General features: G+C 69.6%; 12 protein-coding genes and 1 pseudogene. 3 read left to right on the plus strand and 10 right to left on the minus strand.

The genetic code is table 11. The features are described 5' to 3' along the window. Nucleotides 1-130: 130 nt before the first annotated feature. The 3 genes from ACWDBE_RS14175 to ACWDBE_RS14185 form a co-directional block, all read right to left on the minus strand. Nucleotides 131-1,009: an SDR family NAD(P)-dependent oxidoreductase gene (locus ACWDBE_RS14175; protein ID WP_449808119.1), complete on the minus strand. Its 879-nt coding sequence runs from the start codon at nucleotides 1,007-1,009 to the stop codon at nucleotides 131-133. 518 nt (nucleotides 1,010-1,527) lie between these two features. After that, a complete protein-coding gene (locus ACWDBE_RS14180) occupies nucleotides 1,528-2,235 on the minus strand; it encodes a beta-propeller fold lactonase family protein (RefSeq protein WP_449808120.1) in 708 nt (235 codons plus the stop codon). Nucleotides 2,236-2,486: 251 nt separating this feature from the next. Continuing rightward, nucleotides 2,487-3,242 carry an oxygenase MpaB family protein gene (locus ACWDBE_RS14185; protein ID WP_449808121.1) on the minus strand — a complete coding sequence of 252 codons (756 nt, stop codon included), beginning with the start codon at nucleotides 3,240-3,242 and terminating at the stop codon, nucleotides 2,487-2,489. A 1,289-nt stretch (nucleotides 3,243-4,531) separates the two neighbouring features. On the opposite strand from ACWDBE_RS14185, the gene ACWDBE_RS14190 reads away from it, so the two are divergent. Beyond that, nucleotides 4,532-6,607 carry a DUF2075 domain-containing protein gene (locus ACWDBE_RS14190; protein WP_449808122.1) on the plus strand — a complete coding sequence of 692 codons (2,076 nt, stop codon included), beginning with the start codon at nucleotides 4,532-4,534 and terminating at the stop codon, nucleotides 6,605-6,607. Between the two features lie 56 nt (nucleotides 6,608-6,663). Here the strand turns inward: ACWDBE_RS14190 and ACWDBE_RS14195 are convergent, their stop codons facing one another. Further along, on the minus strand, nucleotides 6,664-6,792 hold the full coding sequence (locus tag ACWDBE_RS14195; protein WP_449808123.1) for a DUF6408 family protein: 129 nt from the start codon (nucleotides 6,790-6,792) through the stop codon (nucleotides 6,664-6,666). Nucleotides 6,793-7,312: 520 nt separating this feature from the next. On the opposite strand from ACWDBE_RS14195, the pseudogene ACWDBE_RS14200 reads away from it, so the two are divergent. Beyond that, nucleotides 7,313-7,601, plus strand: a pseudogene (locus ACWDBE_RS14200) (phosphorothioated DNA-binding restriction endonuclease); the annotation flags it as partial. 35 nt (nucleotides 7,602-7,636) lie between these two features. Here ACWDBE_RS14200 and ACWDBE_RS14205 read toward each other — a convergent pair. After that, nucleotides 7,637-9,538, minus strand: a complete 1,902-nt coding sequence (locus ACWDBE_RS14205; RefSeq protein WP_449808124.1) for a DNA/RNA helicase domain-containing protein — start codon at nucleotides 9,536-9,538, stop codon at nucleotides 7,637-7,639. A 232-nt stretch (nucleotides 9,539-9,770) separates the two neighbouring features. Between ACWDBE_RS14205 and ACWDBE_RS14210 the strand changes: the two genes are divergently transcribed. Further along, nucleotides 9,771-10,496 carry an RNaseH domain-containing protein gene (locus ACWDBE_RS14210; RefSeq protein WP_449808166.1) on the plus strand — a complete coding sequence of 242 codons (726 nt, stop codon included), beginning with the start codon at nucleotides 9,771-9,773 and terminating at the stop codon, nucleotides 10,494-10,496. A 100-nt stretch (nucleotides 10,497-10,596) separates the two neighbouring features. On the opposite strand, the gene ACWDBE_RS14215 is transcribed toward ACWDBE_RS14210, so the two are convergent. The 5 genes from ACWDBE_RS14215 to ACWDBE_RS14235 form a co-directional block, all read right to left on the minus strand. Continuing rightward, the gene (locus tag ACWDBE_RS14215) at nucleotides 10,597-10,800 is read right to left on the minus strand and encodes a cold-shock protein (protein WP_280697877.1); all 204 of its coding nucleotides are present in this window, start codon (nucleotides 10,798-10,800) and stop codon (nucleotides 10,597-10,599) included. A 537-nt stretch (nucleotides 10,801-11,337) separates the two neighbouring features. After that, nucleotides 11,338-11,736 (minus strand): hypothetical protein, encoded by a 399-nt coding sequence (locus ACWDBE_RS14220; RefSeq protein WP_449790800.1) that lies wholly within the window; start codon nucleotides 11,734-11,736, stop codon nucleotides 11,338-11,340. 558 nt (nucleotides 11,737-12,294) lie between these two features. Beyond that, on the minus strand, nucleotides 12,295-14,313 hold the full coding sequence (locus tag ACWDBE_RS14225) for a PTS fructose transporter subunit IIABC (protein WP_449808125.1): 2,019 nt from the start codon (nucleotides 14,311-14,313) through the stop codon (nucleotides 12,295-12,297). Nucleotides 14,314-14,428: 115 nt separating this feature from the next. Continuing rightward, a complete protein-coding gene (gene pfkB, locus ACWDBE_RS14230) occupies nucleotides 14,429-15,400 on the minus strand; it encodes a 1-phosphofructokinase (RefSeq protein ID WP_449790802.1) in 972 nt (323 codons plus the stop codon). Beyond that, on the minus strand, nucleotides 15,397-16,158 hold the full coding sequence (locus ACWDBE_RS14235; protein WP_449790803.1) for a DeoR/GlpR family DNA-binding transcription regulator: 762 nt from the start codon (nucleotides 16,156-16,158) through the stop codon (nucleotides 15,397-15,399). Before ACWDBE_RS14235 ends, pfkB begins: the two co-directional genes overlap by 4 nt. Nucleotides 16,159-16,470 lie beyond the last annotated feature (312 nt).

Genomic DNA, 16,470 nt, shown 5'->3' on the forward strand with positions numbered 1-16,470 from the left:
GCCCGCGGGGGGTCTCTAACCAGTTCTGCACATCTTTATCCGGGCACCACATTTTTTTTTTGGGGGGGGGGGGGGGGGGGGGGTGGGCGGGGGGGGGGGGGCGCCCCCCCCCCCCCCCACCACCAGGGAGTCAGCGTGCGTGGGTCTGGCTGATCAGGCGCACGGCCTCGGCGATGCGAGGGTCGGCGCCCGCACGGAGCGGGGCGACCGGGTGTGCCCGGGGGCCGATCACCAGACCGGTCCGGCCGGTCAGCGCGGGGTTGGTGGCGGCGGTGATCGAGGGCATGGCCGCGGTGGATGCCGGACCGGAGGTGGAACGTTCGAAGCGGCGGCGCACCAGCGGCCACAGCAGCCGCAGTGGCGGGGAGACGATCTTCGGGTCGGTCAGAGTGCCATTGGTCATGTCGGTCGCGGCGCCTCCGGGGTCGGCGGCGAAGACCGACACCCCCGTTCCCTCCAGCCGCTTCGCCAGGTCGAGCGTGTAGGCGAGGTTGGCGAGCTTGGCGCGCCCGTACCAGTGGAAGCCGTAGTAGCCGCCCGGTGGCTCGGCGGCGTCGAACACCCGCTTGGCGACGCCGACCGCGGCCGAGGTCACGTTGACGATCCGGCTCGGCGCCCCGGCGGTGAGCGTGGGCAGTAGCAGCTCGGTCAGCAGGTACGGCGACAGGTGGTTGACGACGAAGGACGCCTCGACGCCGTCGATGTACTGCCGCTCGGCGAACATCGCCCCCACGTTGTTGACCAGCACCGTCAGCGGTTGCCCCGAGGCGGCGTGCTCGGCGGCGATGGTGCGGGCCAGCGTGCGGACCTGGTCGAGCGAGGCGAGGTCGGCGCGCAGGAACCGGCCGGGGTGCGCGGGTTGCCGTGCGTTGATCCGCTCGACCGCGCTGGCTCCCCGGCCGGCGTCGCGCCCCACCACGGTGACGGCGAATCCCGCGGTGGCCAGTCCCAGTGCCGTCTCGAGGCCGATGCCCCCGGTGCCGGCCGTGACCACGGCTGTCTTCGTCATGAGCCCCTCCATGCGAATAATCGGATAGGTCATCCGGTTGAGTGGGACCATAGCACAACCGGATGACCTATCCGATTAGGGCTTCGGGTGGTCGTCGGAATCCGGCAGTCGCGGATCCGTCCAACCCGCCTGCGTCGCCCCGGCGAGGGCTTTCTGGCGCCGAGGTTCAAGCATGGACACTGCCTGCCCCCTGGCCTTCCGGCTGGGGCGCACAGCCTCGTCCGATGTGATGCTCACGAGGCGATGCCGGCTGGGGCGCGGTCCACCGGGCTCCGCCGCTACGGAAAGCCCGAACGGCGAGTTGGCCGAGCGCGGCGCCGGGTGCGCGGTCAGGGATGAGATCGTCGAGGATGGCACCCGGCGCTCGCCCTGCCGTGCGCTGGGCGCCCCTCGGCGAGGGCAGTGGATCTGACGGTGCGCACGCATGCGACGGTGACCGAGGTGGTGTTCGACGGCGACCGCGCGTTCGGCGTCGAGGCGGTGCGCGAGGGCCGCCGGGCGTGCGGGGTGTCAGTTGGCTACCCGTTCACGACCGCGATGCCGGCGGCGCTCGCCGCAAGCGCTGACGGGCCGTCGACGACCTGCGCGCCATTGGCGCCGAAGCGCACGGCCTGCAGGCGGTTGTTCGTCGCGTCGCGGACGTAGAGGACGTCGCCTCGGCCGAGCGCTTCGTCGGTCGGGTGGCCGCCGACCGTGGCGGCGATCGGGGCGGTCAGGGGCAGAGTGCCGCTGCGGACCCGGTACGTGGAGATCGTCCCCGTGGCGGCATTGGCCACGTAGGCGGTACCGGTGGTGTGCGAGACCACCAGCCAGCAGGCCGCACCGCCGCCGTCCGGCAGGTAGTCCAGCTGGCGGGCCGTGCCGGAGGCGACGGAGTACGTGGTGACCGCGCTGGCAGCCGCGTCGGAGACCACCGCGTCACCGCGGTCGTCGAAGTCGAAGCCGAACGGCACGGCGGCCGCCGAGGCGGTGGGGGAGGCAGTGGAGGTCACGCCGTGGCGGTCGACGGTGAAGGTGTCGAGGGAGTTGCTGCCCTTCTCGGTGACGACCAGGCGGGCGCCGTCGGGCGAGAACGCGACCTCGGCCGCCCCGGCCGCGCCCGCGGACAGGGCCCGGGTCGAGTCGGCCAGCGGGGTCAGCACGCCGTGGTGCAGGCGGAAGCCGGTTATCGTGCCGCTGCCGGCGTTCAGGACGTAGACCAGGTCGCCGTGAACGGTGACACTCACCGGGTGGGTGCCGCCGGAGACCACCGTGGACGGGTCGGTCAGCGCACCGTGCTCGGCGACCCGCGCAGGTTGTTCGCAGTGAATCGCAGGTCAAACTCCTAGCTGGAAAAGGGATTTCGTGATGACTGAATTGCTTCCTGCCGGGCTGCGGCGGGAGTCCGACGGGGTTGCCGAAAGAACCCCGTAATGACCGATCGTCACCGTGCGGATGCTGCGCCCGCATCCGGACCGATGGGGAGTCCGCAGGACGCTCACGGCGACGGCTCGCCGGCGGCCCGGCCTCGGGTCCTGCGCCAACCTGCGCGGGCGCGTGGGTGGTAGCGGCGTTGGCGGGGCAAGCATCTGAAGACCGCGTGGACGAGTCGTCCGGCCCGGCGGTGCCACCGTTCGTCCCGGGCACTCCAGGTGAGGCCGAGACGCTTGCGTATCACGGGGTCGTAGAGTCCTGTGGTGGTCCAGGTGAGGAGCCGGGCGCACAGCCGCCAAGCCCGGTCCCACAGCGGTCGGGGCACCCACTGCAGCGACCGTGGCTGCTCCAGGTCCCGTAGGTCGAGCACGTACCTGGCCGCCTGGGTGTCCTCCAGGACGTCGGCGCACATGTGGTCCCAGTACGTCTGGAATTCCTCCCACGACCGGGGGACCGGGCGCATGGTCAGCCCGTACAGCCGGTACCAGCCGACGTGCTCGGTGAAGAGCTGTTCCCGCTCGGTGTCGGTGACGCCACCCATGAACCTGTCGCCGAACCGGATCATGGTCATGAAGAAGACGGCGTGCGCCCAGTAGAAGGTGTCGGGGGCGAGTGCGTGGTAGCGGCGTCCGGCCTCGTCGGCCCCGCCCAGGCTGCGGTGGTAGGAGATCACGTCGGCCGCGGTGTCGGGAGCTTGCGGTCCGGCGTAGACCACGCCGAGGACCGGATAGAAGGACCGCAACACGCGCGACCAGCGCTCCTCGAAGAACTGGGAGTGCTGCACCACGGCGGCGCCGATACCCGGATGCATGTTCTGCATCGACCCCCGCCCTCCGAGATGCGCCGGCTGCCAGGGAGACCAGCTCGACCTCAGGCGGGGCAAGGCCGACTGGTACTGGCGTTGCTCCGACAGAACCTGTTCCGCCCGCAAGGGTGACCGAGCGTGGACCGTCCCAGTCCAGTTCACAACCTCCAGATCCAAGCGCGGAAGTCGCTGAACGGAAGCGCCAGCCCGTCACAGCCTTCCCGGTGCGGTCCCGGATGGGGCCGCGGCTACATCGAACCGGTCACCGCCCCGCCCGAGCCCCGGCACATCGTCGCCCAGCAACTCCTGGCCCTCAGCCTGCAAGAACACAAGATCGCCCAAGGACTCTGGAACCAGGGCTGGAACAGCCTGCCCCCGTTCGACCGGCCGGAACGGCGGATGCGGTCTCATGCCCGTGCCTGCCCGACGTCGACGTGAAAGCCATGCGCGGCCTGAAATTCCCCGAGGCCCTCCCCGAGCGGCTGGCCATGGCCACACTCGCCACCAAACTCGTGGACCTCGACTCAGCGGCGGTCGGATTGTCTCAACCAATGAGGTTCTTGCTCCGGGCGGCCTGAAACTATGACTCGGGACTATTGGGACATACGCGGACGGGCGCTGGTGTACCCGGACGTAGGGCATACCTCGCACTTCGCCATCGAACTGCCGGCGGCGTTCCACGGGGGCTGGCGAGTAAACGTTGGCCAAAGGCTTAGGGGTTCGTCGAGGGCAGGGTCGAGTGATGTGCTGTCCTCCTGAAACGTACGCAGCCGCGGTGTGCTGCACACATCGAAGAGAAGGCCGGTGAAGCCCTCCCAGGACCGTGTCGCAACGGAAAGCAACTGGTGGCCGCGGCGGGGAGTCAGTGACGCGGGCGGATGAGTCCTCGTCGGGGCTGACGTGCGAGGGTGGGCGCCTGTAGCTGCCGGCCGGGGCATCGACTGGTTCAGCTCCTTGGAGACGCTGGTCAGTGCACCAGTCGGGGGCCAATCTGGGGACCACGCGCTATTCGCCTCCGCCATTGAAAGCTTTTTGGGTGAGCGATCAGCGCGGGCCGTCTGCCGTCTGACGTGCAGTGATGGCAATGGCCGGGCGGGCTGGGGGTATTGCGCGGCTGGGCCTTTCGCCCGGGATGAGGGTGATCTCTTGATGTACGTATCGCCGCTGAGCATTGGGCGCTGACGGCCGCTTCTGTGCGTAGGATCGGTGGTACTGCTTGCGGCCCGACAGGCTTCCCGCTGAGGACATGCCTCCAACCCGCACGAATCACTCGTGGTCTGGTCTGGGGGAGTCCCTTCGTGCCCATGCTCCTGCTGAAGTTGTCGGCGCAGGATCTGCTCGCTCTGAACTCGCGTCGCCGGATGGTGCCGCATCTTGCCGAACGGTGGCGAAAGTTCCGGGAGCACGAGGCTTCGGAGACGGAGCGGTTCGCGTGGGCGGAGAGTCTGATTTGTCTGGCGAACGATTTGGTCGCCGCTGATCGTGGCAATGTGCAGATGGTCGTAGAGTGCGCCGCGACTGTCGACGAGGACATCAAGGGGAGCAGTCCCAGGCTCGTCGACGTCGTCCTGGTGGGCCGCCATCCGCGCGAGAATCGGCCGTCCGTCCAGTTGGTGGAGCTGAAGCGCTGGTCGACGGTGACCAGGGTCGAGCGGGCCATTGCGGACCAGATCTACGTGGCGGGCCTGGCGAAGCCCAAGAAGCACCCTGCGCTGCAACTGCGCGAGTACTATCTCGCGTTCACCGGCAGTCGGGGCCCCTTCGGCACGGTCGACATTGAGTGCGGCGGCTTTGCCTACCTGCACAACGCCACCGAGGACTCAGTCCGTCCACTGCTCGATGTGGACGCACCGACGGGCGCCTATGCGCAGGTGTACACCGGTGATCGTCGCCGCCAGTTGCTGACCGACTTGCAGGAACACTTCGCCGCCGACGGCGGCGGCACGGAGGCCGAGCTGCTACTGCAGGGCATCGGCGTGCGCAACGCACCGCTGCTCGACGCGATGATGTGGTCCCGGGGCACGGACACGGTCTTCACCCTGCGCGGGCGGCAGAAGGAGGTGGCTGATCAGATCCTGGAGACAGCTGCCAAGGTGCTTCCCTCCTCGAAGCAGTCCGCGCTGGTTCCGGACGAGCGACGAGTGGTTTTCCTGGTGACCGGTGGCGCAGGCACCGGCAAGAGCGCCATTGGCCTGCAGATCAAGGCGGAGCTGGAGGCCGCTGGCCGGAACGTCAACTACGCCAGCGGGAGCAGAGCCTTCAACGCGGCTATGCAGGAGCATGTCGGTGTCGGTGACCGGGAGTTCAAGGAGACCTTCACCTACTTCTTCGATTACGTCACGACGCCCGACCCGCTGCTCGATGTTCTGATCTGCGATGAAGCGCACCGACTCCGTGACCGCTCCGAGAACCGGTTCTGGCCGCCGGAGAAGCAGGGATCTCGGCCGCAGGTGGACGAACTCCTCGATGCGTCCCGGCTGACGGTGTTCTTCCTCGACGAAGGCCAGGTCGTTCGTCCGAAGGAGGTCGGTACGGTCGACCTGATCCAGAAGGCGGCTGATCGGCGCGGAGCCAGGGTGGTGCGGTACGGCCTCCGCGAGCAGTTCCGATGCGGTGGCAGTGACGCGTACGTCCGCTGGGTGCACGCGCTGCTCGGTATGTCGGATGACGAACCTGAGCACTGGACGCCGGACGGCTTGATGCATGTCGAGGTGGTGGACACGCCGGACGCGCTCAGGGACATCATCCTCGGCGAGGAGAGCGCAGGGGCATCCGCGCGTATGGTTGCCGGCTACTGCTGGCCGTGGACCGAGCCCCTGGGCCGGGAGAAGCGACTGGAGCGGGATGTCAGGATCGGTGACTGGCACGCGCCGTGGAACGCGAAGAGCGACAGCTTCTGCGCGGACGGCGTCCCGCCCGGTGTCAGGTGGGCGATGCACAAGAACGGCATCGGCCAGATCGGCTGTGTGTACACCGCACAGGGCCTCGAGTGGGACTGGTGCGGAGTGATCATGGGCGATGACATGGTGCGCCGGGACGACCAGTGGGTGTTCCGTCGAGGCAAGGAGACGGAGAAGTCCGCGCAAGGTGTGAGACGGGTGAGAGTTCCAGGATCGCTTGATCCGAAGGTCAGTGCGAGCAGCGTCGGTGACGAGGAGTTCGCCCGCCTGATTCGGCACGCCTACCACGTGCTGTTGACCCGGGCCAGCCGGGCGACGGTGCTCTATTCCACGGACGAGGAGACCCGGGCCTACCTCAAGGGCCTTGTCGGGGAGACCGAGATCCACGGATTGCGGCCGACTCGGGAGAGCTTGCCATGGCATCACGCCCGTCCGAAGCGGGGACGGAAGAGGCCCAAGAACGACCTTCGGTTGTTCTGACGGCAGGTGTGGAAAGGTGGAAGTGGCGGGCTCTCCGGGCCCGCCACTGACCTGCATCAGAAGAGCAGGTGCGCCACCGAGGTCAGCGCCGCCACCAGCATGTTGGAGGCGACTCCGACAGCGATGTCGGTGAGGATCTCGCGGATCCATCCACGACGCGCAGGCTTGTACTCGATCGAGGTCATGCGACCATCCCCAGGTAGTGATATCGGAATGGCAGGGGGCGCCCTACCGGGCAACCACGCTCACGTCAGATGTTGACCACCTGACGGGCACAACCATTCGTCAATCGCCGCCTGTTGAGGGCGCACGGAACCTAGGCCTCGTACCCTCCGGGAAGGTGCGCAGCGCAATGATGCTACCGCGTGGACGCGTTGGTGTCGGGATCAGCGAGCGGAACCTCGCAGAGCGCACGCCGCTCCTCCGCCACACCTCGCAGTGGCAGAGGCAAAGGGCTCACCGTCGGCGCGCGAAGCTGTCGCGTCAGCGCTGCCGTGGGATGGGCAGGGGGCGCATGGCGGTGCCAGATCAATGGCCTGCTCGCGGCGGAGTTCCGCGGATCCCCGCTCAAAGCGGACATCGTCGGCCAGGGAGCAAGCGCAGGCGACGAGAACGAGCTCGATGTGCGGTGAGAGGCGTGCGACATCTGAATGAGGCTCGCCCTCATCCGGGGAGTACCGGGAACGAGCACGGGACCGGAAGCGGGCGCATGTGCGTTGGTGATCCCACGACGGGCCGGCTGAGGTCGACAGCGGTCTGTGCCTGCGCTCCTTGCACCACAAGCCTTTCGACAAGCGCACCCCGCCCGCCCGCCCGCCTTGGGGAGGGGCGCCGCATACCCCGCTCACAGCGCTTCGTCGGACGCAGCGAGGCAAGCCGGCAGTACGTGCTGGCGTTGGCCGGACAGCTGGTCGTCGGTCTGCAGGCAGGGACTCCACTGGTCGCAGGCCTGCACCGGCGGTGGCACGGCGAACAGGTCTTCCGAGGCGAACCCCCGGGAGTCCGTCGGCCTGGCGCGGTGAGTGCCGATCAGCCGCGACGACCGTGCGCCACCTCGATCTGCTCCACCTGTTGGCCGGCCACCAGGTCCCGCAACTTGGCACGCGTCTCCGGGTCCGTCGAGTACACCACCGTGCCGATCATTCCACGGGTCAGCAGCACCTTGTAGGTGTTGCGGATCAGGCGGTCGACGTCGGCGTCGGTGGTGGACTTGCGGAAGACCGGATCCTTGGAAGCCGTCCGGTCGGTGATCCAGTGATCGGTGCGCCAGACGAGGTCCGGTCCGAGGATGACGCCGCTCCAGTCGTACTCGAAGCCCTGGGCGGTGTACACGCAGCCGACCTGGCCGAAGCCGGCCGGGTCGGTGGCCCACAGCGCGGCCGGCGGGGCACCGGCGATCGAGCGGTTGCCGTACACGTTCCACGGACGGGCCCAGTCACCGATGCGCACGTCGAGAGGGAGCGGGTCCCCCGGAGCCACCTTCGTGGTCCACTTCCAGCAGTATCCGGCCGACATGCGGGCGCCGTACCCCTCCGCACGGCGGGCGTCGAGGAACGCCTCCAGCTCCTGGGGACTGTCCACCACCTCCAGGGCGACCTTGCCGTCGGGCTCCCAGACAACGGGGCCGCCGGGCTCGAGGTCCAGCAGGCGCACCACCCAGTGCAGGTAGGCGTCACTACCGCCGCAGCGGAACTGGCTGTCCAGCTCGACCACCTGGCAGTCCAGGCCCTTGACGGCGGCGGCGGCCCGGATCTGTGCCACCGTGCCCATCTCACCCGGCCGCACGACCTGGTGCTCGTCCAACAGGAACACGGGCACCCGGGCGGCGTCGATCAGCTCCTCGATCTGGGGCTTGCCGGTGCGCTGGGCGGCCTGAGTGTAGCGGTTCGCCGACGTCTCCCGGATCCGGTGGGCCTCGTCGCAGATCAGCACGTCCAGCCCGTTGCGCTCGGCGGTCATGAAGCTGTTGAAGTACTTGAACAGCTCCTGCACCTGCTTCTTCCGCGCCCCGGCCATCCGGCGCATGGTGGTGGTGAAGGAGCTTGATCCGGTCGCGTGGAGGGCGGTGACACCGCGCCGGTACAGATCGCCGAGGAGGGAGAGCGCGATGACGCTCTTCCCGGTGCCGGGCCCGCCCGTGATGACGACGACCTCCTTGTGGTCGGACTGCTGCGCCTGACGGACCGCGCGCAGCACCAGCTCGTAGGCGACCCGCTGCTCGTCCAGCAGGACGAACTGCTCGCGCTCGCGGACCTCATCGGCGGCGACCGCCATCAACTGCTTGGACGGCGCCACCTTGCCCGCAAGCAACTGGTCCGCCGCCTCCGCACCAGAGACCGGCTTCAGCTTTGACTGGAGGTACTGGATGAACTCCCCGCGGCGCTCGGCAGTGAAGAGCCGGCCACGCTCGTCCTGCTGCACCTCGTAGAGGCCCTGAACGCCGAACTCCGTCGCATTGTGGAGGAAGGCCACACCGGACAGCCGCTCGGGATGCGCGGCGAGCGCGCCGTTGAAGGAGACCAGGTAGTCGCAGTAGCCGCGGACCTGCTCGATCGGGTTCAGCACCGGCCGGGCGTAGGCGTCCACCCGGCAGAGCAGCGGCTCGCCGTCCTCCGGAAGCGCACTGCTCCACTGCTTGAGCTCGACCACCACGTACGACGGTTCGCCCGTCTTCGGGTGGACGCCGGCGAGTATGACGTCCGCGCGCTTGCTGTTCAGCGGCAGCGAGTACTCGAGGAGGACCTCGACCATGCCGAGACCGGCGTCGATGAGAGCGTTGGTCAGGGCCGGAATGCTCCGCTCCCAGGAGCGCACCTCGGATGAGGTGGGCTTGTGGCCGTGCTTGTGGACGAACTGGTCGACGAGGCGCACGAACAGTGATCCGGACAAGCTCTCGGCAGCGACCGCGGACGCGGAGTCGCGGAACAGCAAGACATGCTCCCAGGCAGCACGAAGTGACTCGTGCGGGTGGGGGCATGTCCCTGGAGGGAAGCCCGGCGGGCCGCGCTGATGACAGGGCCAAACCTACAACGGGGAGTCTGAGCTCGTACCCGAACGTCCTGCGAAAAGCGCCAGCGTCCACGGGAGCGGCTTGTGCCCCGATCGGCCCGGTACAGGCGGCTTGCACGGCTGACAGCATCGGAGGGGTCGGGCTCAGGCTTTCATCGCGGGGGAGCGCGGGACCTGGCTCCAGGACGGTCGCGTCGAGCGCGACCGGATCCAGGACGGTTTCGCACCGGCCAGGCACCTCGATCCGGATCTGCGGCTGGTCAGGGTGCGGGCCGGTGCGCGGGGCGAGACACCTCAGTGGTGGGGTCTGGCCAATGGGGGCAAGCCCAACGGCATCCAGCAGGGTGTATGGCAGCCTGACGAAGCCCCGGATGGAGCCCGCGTGTTCAACAGCACGACCGCGAAGCCGGTGACGGCCAGGCACTCGGCCGTCACCGCCGACAAGCTCTCAACCCGCCCGATCCTGCAGGGCAAGCGTAAGGGTGAGCCGACCATCGACACCGACCAGAACGCCTGGCTGCGAGGCTTGTTGGAGATCGTCGTCCTTGGTTGCCATGAGGAGGCCGGCGACGATCCCCGCGCCTTCGCCCTGCTCACCCACCTCCTGCGCCAGTCCCCGGACTACACCCAGGCGACGGCCCTGCCGCTCCCTCTCCATCTGGCCGCACTTGCGCAGGAGTACGTCCTGCCGACACCGAAGTCCGGCGACGCGGCCGACGAGGAAGGCGCGGCCGGTGAGGCGTGGGTGGGATCCGGCTCATCGGCCGAGCCTGCCGCTGATCCGGATCCCGAGGATCAGCCACTGCCGGACCTGGAGGAGCCGGACGGTTCGGAGGTGGAGGGCGACAGTCATTGCCCCGGTGGCGGAGCCAGGGGCTGAAGGCCGGGGATGCGCTTGATGGCGCTATGCCGAGGGGCCCGCACCGGGCATCGTGTACCCGGTGCGGGCCCCTCGCTCCAGGCGGGTGCCGTGGGAGGAACTACAGCGGACGGATGTTCTCGGCCTGCGGGCCCTTCTGGCCCTGGGTGACGTCGAACTCGACCTTCTGGCCCTCGAGCAGCTCGCGGAAGCCGTTGGCGTTGATGTTCGAGTAGTGGGCGAAGACGTCAGCGCCGCCACCGTCCTGCTCGATGAAGCCGAAGCCCTTTTCCGAGTTGAACCACTTCACGGTGCCATTAGCCATAAAAATCTCCTTCGAGGGGCTGTCCGAAGCCCGCACAGTGCGGACTTCGAGTCGCCGCGATGAGCGCCCACCCGGGGAAATCCGGGAAAGAAAAAGGCGCCTGCGATACATCAGCAGGCGCACACAAAGTTCATGGGAACACTACTGCAACTAACTTCAGACCCTAGCAGGCCTGGGCTCGCCGCGGGTGGATATGTCACTCCCCAGATTCCGTGGAGTCTTTATCCGGGGCCGTCGGCGGTGGGACCCCAACGCTGTCAACACACCTGGCGGGCAGGCTGGTTGAGAGAGCGACCGCATCCCGTCGGCGTCGATGGGCCTCAGGCGATGGCGATCGCCCGTTGGAGTGGCGTCGGCGCCCAACGAGACATTCGGTCCGCGGAACCGGATCCGCCGGGACGAGGCGGACCCGGGGTGAGCGAGGCGACGGACTGACACTTCGGGAAGGCGGAGCCGGGGGTCGGCGGCCGGGCTGTGCAAGGAGAACGCTCTTGGGGTCCGACTGTTGGCTACCCGCGCAGGTCCGCGGGATCCCGCTCACAGCTCGGGGTCCCCGGGATAGGTGGGGATGTCGTAGCCCTGGTCGCGAAGCCACTGACAGGTCACCGCGGCCCGGTAACCGCTGTCGAAGGAGGGAAAGGACTCGTCAGCCTTCTCCGGAGGCGGGGAGGCTTTCTCGCCGTGCTCCATTCTCTCGACCACGGCGTCGGCGATCCGGGCTGCCGTGTCGCCGCCGAGGTCGCCTTTGTCCCGCCAGCGGGTCAATTTGTCCTTGGCCTGCCGGGCCAGGCGGGCACTTTCGGCGGCGTGCTCCGAGCCGACCGCGGCCACCGCCGCCTCATTGGCCGACCGCAGCCATTGGCCCAGGCAGTCGGTGATGACCTGCTGGGCGAAGGCGGCCCGCCACTCTTCCCGCTGCTGATAGTCATCCGTCATACCTGCAGCCTACCGAGAAAGGGAAACCGGTCAGGCCCCCTCCTATTGATTTTCGAGCTCGTTCGAGAATCGTCGCCACCGCCATCCCGTTCCCCGTGCGGGGCGGTCCGACTCCGTTATTGCCCAAGTGGTTGGCGGCAGCAAGACCATGGCGAGTCATGCTCCGCGTCGCGGTTGCCCTCCGGCCCGTCTGGTGGTCCGTCCCGTCCCTCGATCAGGCCCATGTGGCCCTTGCCCACATGGGCTGCGGCGCTCGCCCTCACGGCGGGTGTTCGCCCGGAGGCGTCCAGCGGGTTCCGGCCCGCCACGGCCTTCGGTGAAGATCGTCTCTGTCCGGGCCTTGAACTCTTACGCATTAGGCGGGCCCGGCTGGTTCGCTGGTTCGCCGGACTTCGCTCTCGGTGTCAGTCAGACCGTTGAGCTGTCCGCCGGGGGAGGGTCACGCTGCGTGCTTCTCGACCTTCGGGGCGCCCTCTCGTACGAGCGGGCGCCCCGAACCGGTTCGGATTCGGCCTGCCGGATCCGGACGCACCTCGACGCGTCTCATGGGCCGGCAGGTTAGGCGGCGACCGCTTCCTTCCCCGCGACCGGGGAGCCGGGCGCCGCCGCGGGGGCGGGCTTCCGCATTCCCTTGAGCAGCACCACCACCGCCGTGGTGACCGCCGTGCCCGCCGCGACCGCGGCCAGGTACAGGAACGGGCTGCCGATCAGCGGGAGCACCCAGATTCCGCCGTGCGGGGCACGCAGGGTGGAGCCGAAGGCCATCGACAAGCCACCGGCGGTCATGCTGCCGGCGATGCCCGCCGGGATGACCCGCAGCGGGTCGGCCGCCGCGAACGGGATCGCGCCCTCAGTGATGAACGAGGCACCGAGCACCCAGGCCGCCTTGCCGTTCTCCCGCTCCTCGGGGCTGAAGAGCCTGCTCCGGACGACGGTCGCCAGCGCCAGGCCGAGCGGCGGGGTCATGCCGGCAGCCATCACGGCAGCCATCACCTTGAGGCTGCCGGCATCCGGGGTGGTTCCGGCGGTGGTGAGCGCACCGGCCGCGAAGGTGTAGGCGACCTTGTTGAGCGGACCGCCCATGTCGAAGGCCATCATCGCGCCGAGCAGCGCGCCGAGCATGATCGCATTGGAGCCGGAGAGGCCGTTCAGCCAGTCGGTCAGGCCGTTCATCGCCGAGGCGATCGGCGAGCCGACCACCACGAACATCAGGAAGCCGACCACGGCCACCGACAGCAGCGGGATCACCACGACCGGCATGATGCCCCTGATCGCCCGGGGCACGTTCCAGCGGATCATCCACAGCACCAGGAAGCCCGCGGCCAGGCCCGACACGAGGCCGCCGAGGAAGCCCGCGCCGACCGCCACCGAGACGGCACCCCCGGCGATGCCGGCGGCCAGTGCCGCCCGGTCCGCGATCGCCCAGGCGATGTACCCGGAGAGGACCGGGACCAGGAAGCCGAACGAGGTCTTGCCGGTCTGGAACAGCATCGCCGCCCAGCTGTGCGAGGAGGTCCAGTCGAAGTGGCCCAGCACGGATGGCGCGGAGGCGATCCGGTAGCCGCCGATCGCGAAGGCGAGGGCGATCAGCAGACCGCCGGCCGCGACGAACGGAATCATGTAGCTGACGCCCGTCATCAGGTACGTGCGCAGCCGCTGGGCCCAGTGCTCACCCGGCGCGCTCGCTGTGACGACCGGGGCGGGAGCGGTGACCGCGGCAGTGGTGGGACGGGTGCCGGCGCCGGTGACCAGCCCGGCGGCCTGCGCGATCAGGTCGTCGGCGCGGTTGACGCCGGCCTTGACGCCCACGTCCACGGTCGGCTTGCCGGCGAAGCGGGCCCGGTCCCGGATCTCGACGTCATGGGCGAAGATCACCGCATCGGCTGCCGCGATCACCTCGGGGTCGAGCGGCGTCGTCCCGGCCGAGCCCTGGGTCTCGACCTGGATCCGCGCGCCCGCCCGGGCGGCGGCGAGCTCCAGGGCCTTGGCGGCCATGTAGGTGTGGGCGATGCCGGTCGGGCAGGAGGTGACCGCGACCAGCCGCAGCCCGCCGTCGGCAGCGGTCGGCTGGAGAGTGGCAGGCGTCTGCGGAGCAGGGTCCGCCTCCTTCGCGGCGACCGGTGCCTCCTCACCGTTGATCCGCGCCGCGACCGCGCTCGGGTTCTCGGCCTCGCGCAGGGCGCCGGTGAAGGCGGGGTCCATGAGCCGGCGGGCCAGCGCGGCGAGGATCTGCAGGTGGGTGTCGTCCGCACCCGCCGGTGCCGCGATCATGAAGATCAGGTCGGCGGGCCGTCCGTCCGGGGCGTCGAAGTCGACGCCCCTGGCGCTGCGGCCGAAGGCCAGGCTCGGTTGCGTGACGTGGGGCGATCTGCAGTGCGGGATGCCGATCCCGTCGCCCATCCCGGTCGGGGTCTGGGCCTCGCGGGCGGCGATGTCGGCGAGGAAACCCTCGAGGTCGGTGACCCGGCCCTCGGCGACCAGCCGCTGGGCGAGGGCGTGCAGGGCTTCGCTCTTGTCCTCGGGGGCGAGGTAGAGGTCAACGAGTGCGGGTGTGATCAGTCCGCTGGTGTCGCTCATCGTGTCGGTCCTTCGACTGGTGCCTGACGGTGTCCCTTGCCCCCGGGAATTGCCGCCCTTCCCGTCCCACACGGTCGGGCGTGCTGCCTCCGGCGGTGGCCGCCGGAGGACGTTCTCAGCCGCTGAGCGGTCGGTCGAGCGGGAGGTCCGCCGTCACGACCACCGCGGCCGGGTCCAGATCGGCCGGGGTCGGCATGACGCTCCCCGGCAGTTGTACGGCGGCGGCGCCGTGCGCCAGTGCCGCCGCGAGCGCCTCGGGGCCGGTGCCGCCCGCGCCGAGGAAGCCCGCGAGTGAGGCGTCGCCCGCGCCCACGTCGCTGCGGACGGCGGCGACCGGCGCTCTGCCGTACCAGCGGCCCTCCCCGGCGATCAGCAGCATCCCGTCCGCACCGAGGCTGGCGAGGACCTGCTGGGCGCCGCGCTCGCGCAGCTCCTCGGCCGCGTCCACGGCGTCAGCGATGGTGAGGACCGGGCGGCCCACGGCCTCTGCGAGTTCCTCCCGGTTGGGCTTGACCACGTCGGGACGGGCCGAGAGCGCGGCCAGCAGCGCGGGGCCGGAGGTGTCCAGGGCGATCCGGGCGCCGCCCGAGTGCACCTGGGCGACCACCTCGGCGTACCACTCGGGTGCCAGTCCGCGCGGCAGGCTGCCGCAGCAGGCGAGCCAGTCCACGTCGTTCCCGGTGCCCTGTCCGACGTCCTGTCCGGTCCTCTGGACGTCGCGGACGAGCGCCAGCAGTGCGGCGGACTCGGCGGCGCTGAGCTCGGGGCCCACCGCGTTGATCTTCGTGAGGCTGCCGCCGTCCTCGGCGATCGAGACGTTGATCCGGGTGTCGCCCGCGATCGCGACCGCCGCGACATCGATGCCCTGGCGGCGCAGCAGGTCGGCGAGCAGTTGCCCGGAGGGGCCGCCCAGGGGGAGGGCGGCGCTGGTGCGGTGGCCGGCGGCCGTGAGCGCGCGGGAGACGTTGACGCCCTTGCCGCCGGGGTCGAGTCGGTCATGCGAGGCCCGGTTGACCTCGCCCGGGACGAGGGTTCCCAGTTCGTAGGTGCGGTCGAGGCTGGGGTTGGGGGTGATGGTGACGATCATGCGCGGATGACTTCCGGTCCGTGGTTCTCGATCTCGGCGGTCTGCTCGTCGGTCAGCCCGGTGTCCGTGACCAGCACGTCCACCTGGTCCAGCGAGCCGAAGCCGGCGAAGTGGCGGGCGCCGTACTTGGAGGAATCGGCCACCAGGACCACCCGCCGGGCAGCGGCGAGCATGGCCCGCTTGACGGCCGCCTCGGCGAGGTCCGGCGTCGAGAGGCCGCCCTCCGGTGAGAAGCCGTTGGTGGCGACGACCGCGACGTCCGCGTGGATGTCGGCCAGGTCGCGCAGCGCCCACGCGTCGACGGCGGCCTGGGTGCGGTGGCGCAGCCGACCCCCGACCAGGTGGAGGGCGAGCCCGCGGTGGTCGGCCAGCCGGGCGGCGACCGGGAGGGCGTTGGTGACGACGGTGAGCGTGCAGTCGGCGGGCAGCAGGCCGGCCAGCCGCGAGACGGTCGTGCCGGCGTCGAGGATGACGCTGCCCTCGCTGGGCAGCAGGGCCAGGGCTGCCCTGGCGATGCGTTCCTTCTCGGCCGCGGCCGTGGAGTCGCGCTCGGCGAGGCCGGGCTCCAGGTGCAGCGCGCCGGCGGGCAGCGCGCCGCCGTGCACCCGGTGCAGCAGACCGGCCCGGTCGAGGGCGCTCAGGTCACGCCGGATGGTCTCCTGCGTCACGCCGAACTCCTCGGCCAGCGTCGGCACGTCCACCCGGCCCTGTTCCTGGGCGAGGCGGAGGATCTCTTGCTGCCGCTCGGGTGCATACATGTGGGATTGGGTCCGTTCATGTCTGTTCGCGCTTGGTTCAGGCCGACCATACGCGCTCGGAGCGGAAAAGCAAGAGGTCGCACCGACTTGTACCGTCATCTTTGAGTTTGCCCGAACGTGTTGACACCACTTGCAGATCGGGCATAGAACCAATCAAAACAACACGCTAGCGGGCGTGAAGCCACAGAATGCCTGGTCTCTCCGCTACCGCCCCCGTACCGCGGAGACCGGCTCCCCTCGGCTCACCCCGCTCACCCTCCGCGCGGGGCCACCGTGCCCCTCGTCCGCCGACCCGGCTCCCACCCGGGTCGG

This window comes from Kitasatospora sp. NPDC001132 (assembly GCF_053598415.1).

What these genes read in the sequence shown, in the direction of transcription:
- ACWDBE_RS14175 (WP_449808119.1), bottom strand. Translation starts at nt 1,009, where the DNA reads ATGACGAAGACAGCCGTGGTCACGGCCGGCACCGGGGGCATCGGCCTC.
- ACWDBE_RS14235 (WP_449790803.1), bottom strand. Translation starts at nt 16,158, where the DNA reads ATGTATGCACCCGAGCGGCAGCAAGAGATCCTCCGCCTCGCCCAGGAA.
- ACWDBE_RS14225 (WP_449808125.1), bottom strand. Translation starts at nt 14,313, where the DNA reads ATGAGCGACACCAGCGGACTGATCACACCCGCACTCGTTGACCTCTAC.
- ACWDBE_RS14215 (WP_280697877.1), bottom strand. Translation starts at nt 10,800, where the DNA reads ATGGCTAATGGCACCGTGAAGTGGTTCAACTCGGAAAAGGGCTTCGGC.
- ACWDBE_RS14185 (WP_449808121.1), bottom strand. Translation starts at nt 3,242, where the DNA reads ATGCAGAACATGCATCCGGGTATCGGCGCCGCCGTGGTGCAGCACTCC.
- ACWDBE_RS14195 (WP_449808123.1), bottom strand. Translation starts at nt 6,792, where the DNA reads ATGACCTCGATCGAGTACAAGCCTGCGCGTCGTGGATGGATCCGCGAG.
- pfkB (WP_449790802.1), bottom strand. Translation starts at nt 15,400, where the DNA reads ATGATCGTCACCATCACCCCCAACCCCAGCCTCGACCGCACCTACGAA.
- ACWDBE_RS14220 (WP_449790800.1), bottom strand. Translation starts at nt 11,736, where the DNA reads ATGACGGATGACTATCAGCAGCGGGAAGAGTGGCGGGCCGCCTTCGCC.
- ACWDBE_RS14190 (WP_449808122.1), top strand. Translation starts at nt 4,532, where the DNA reads ATGCTCCTGCTGAAGTTGTCGGCGCAGGATCTGCTCGCTCTGAACTCG.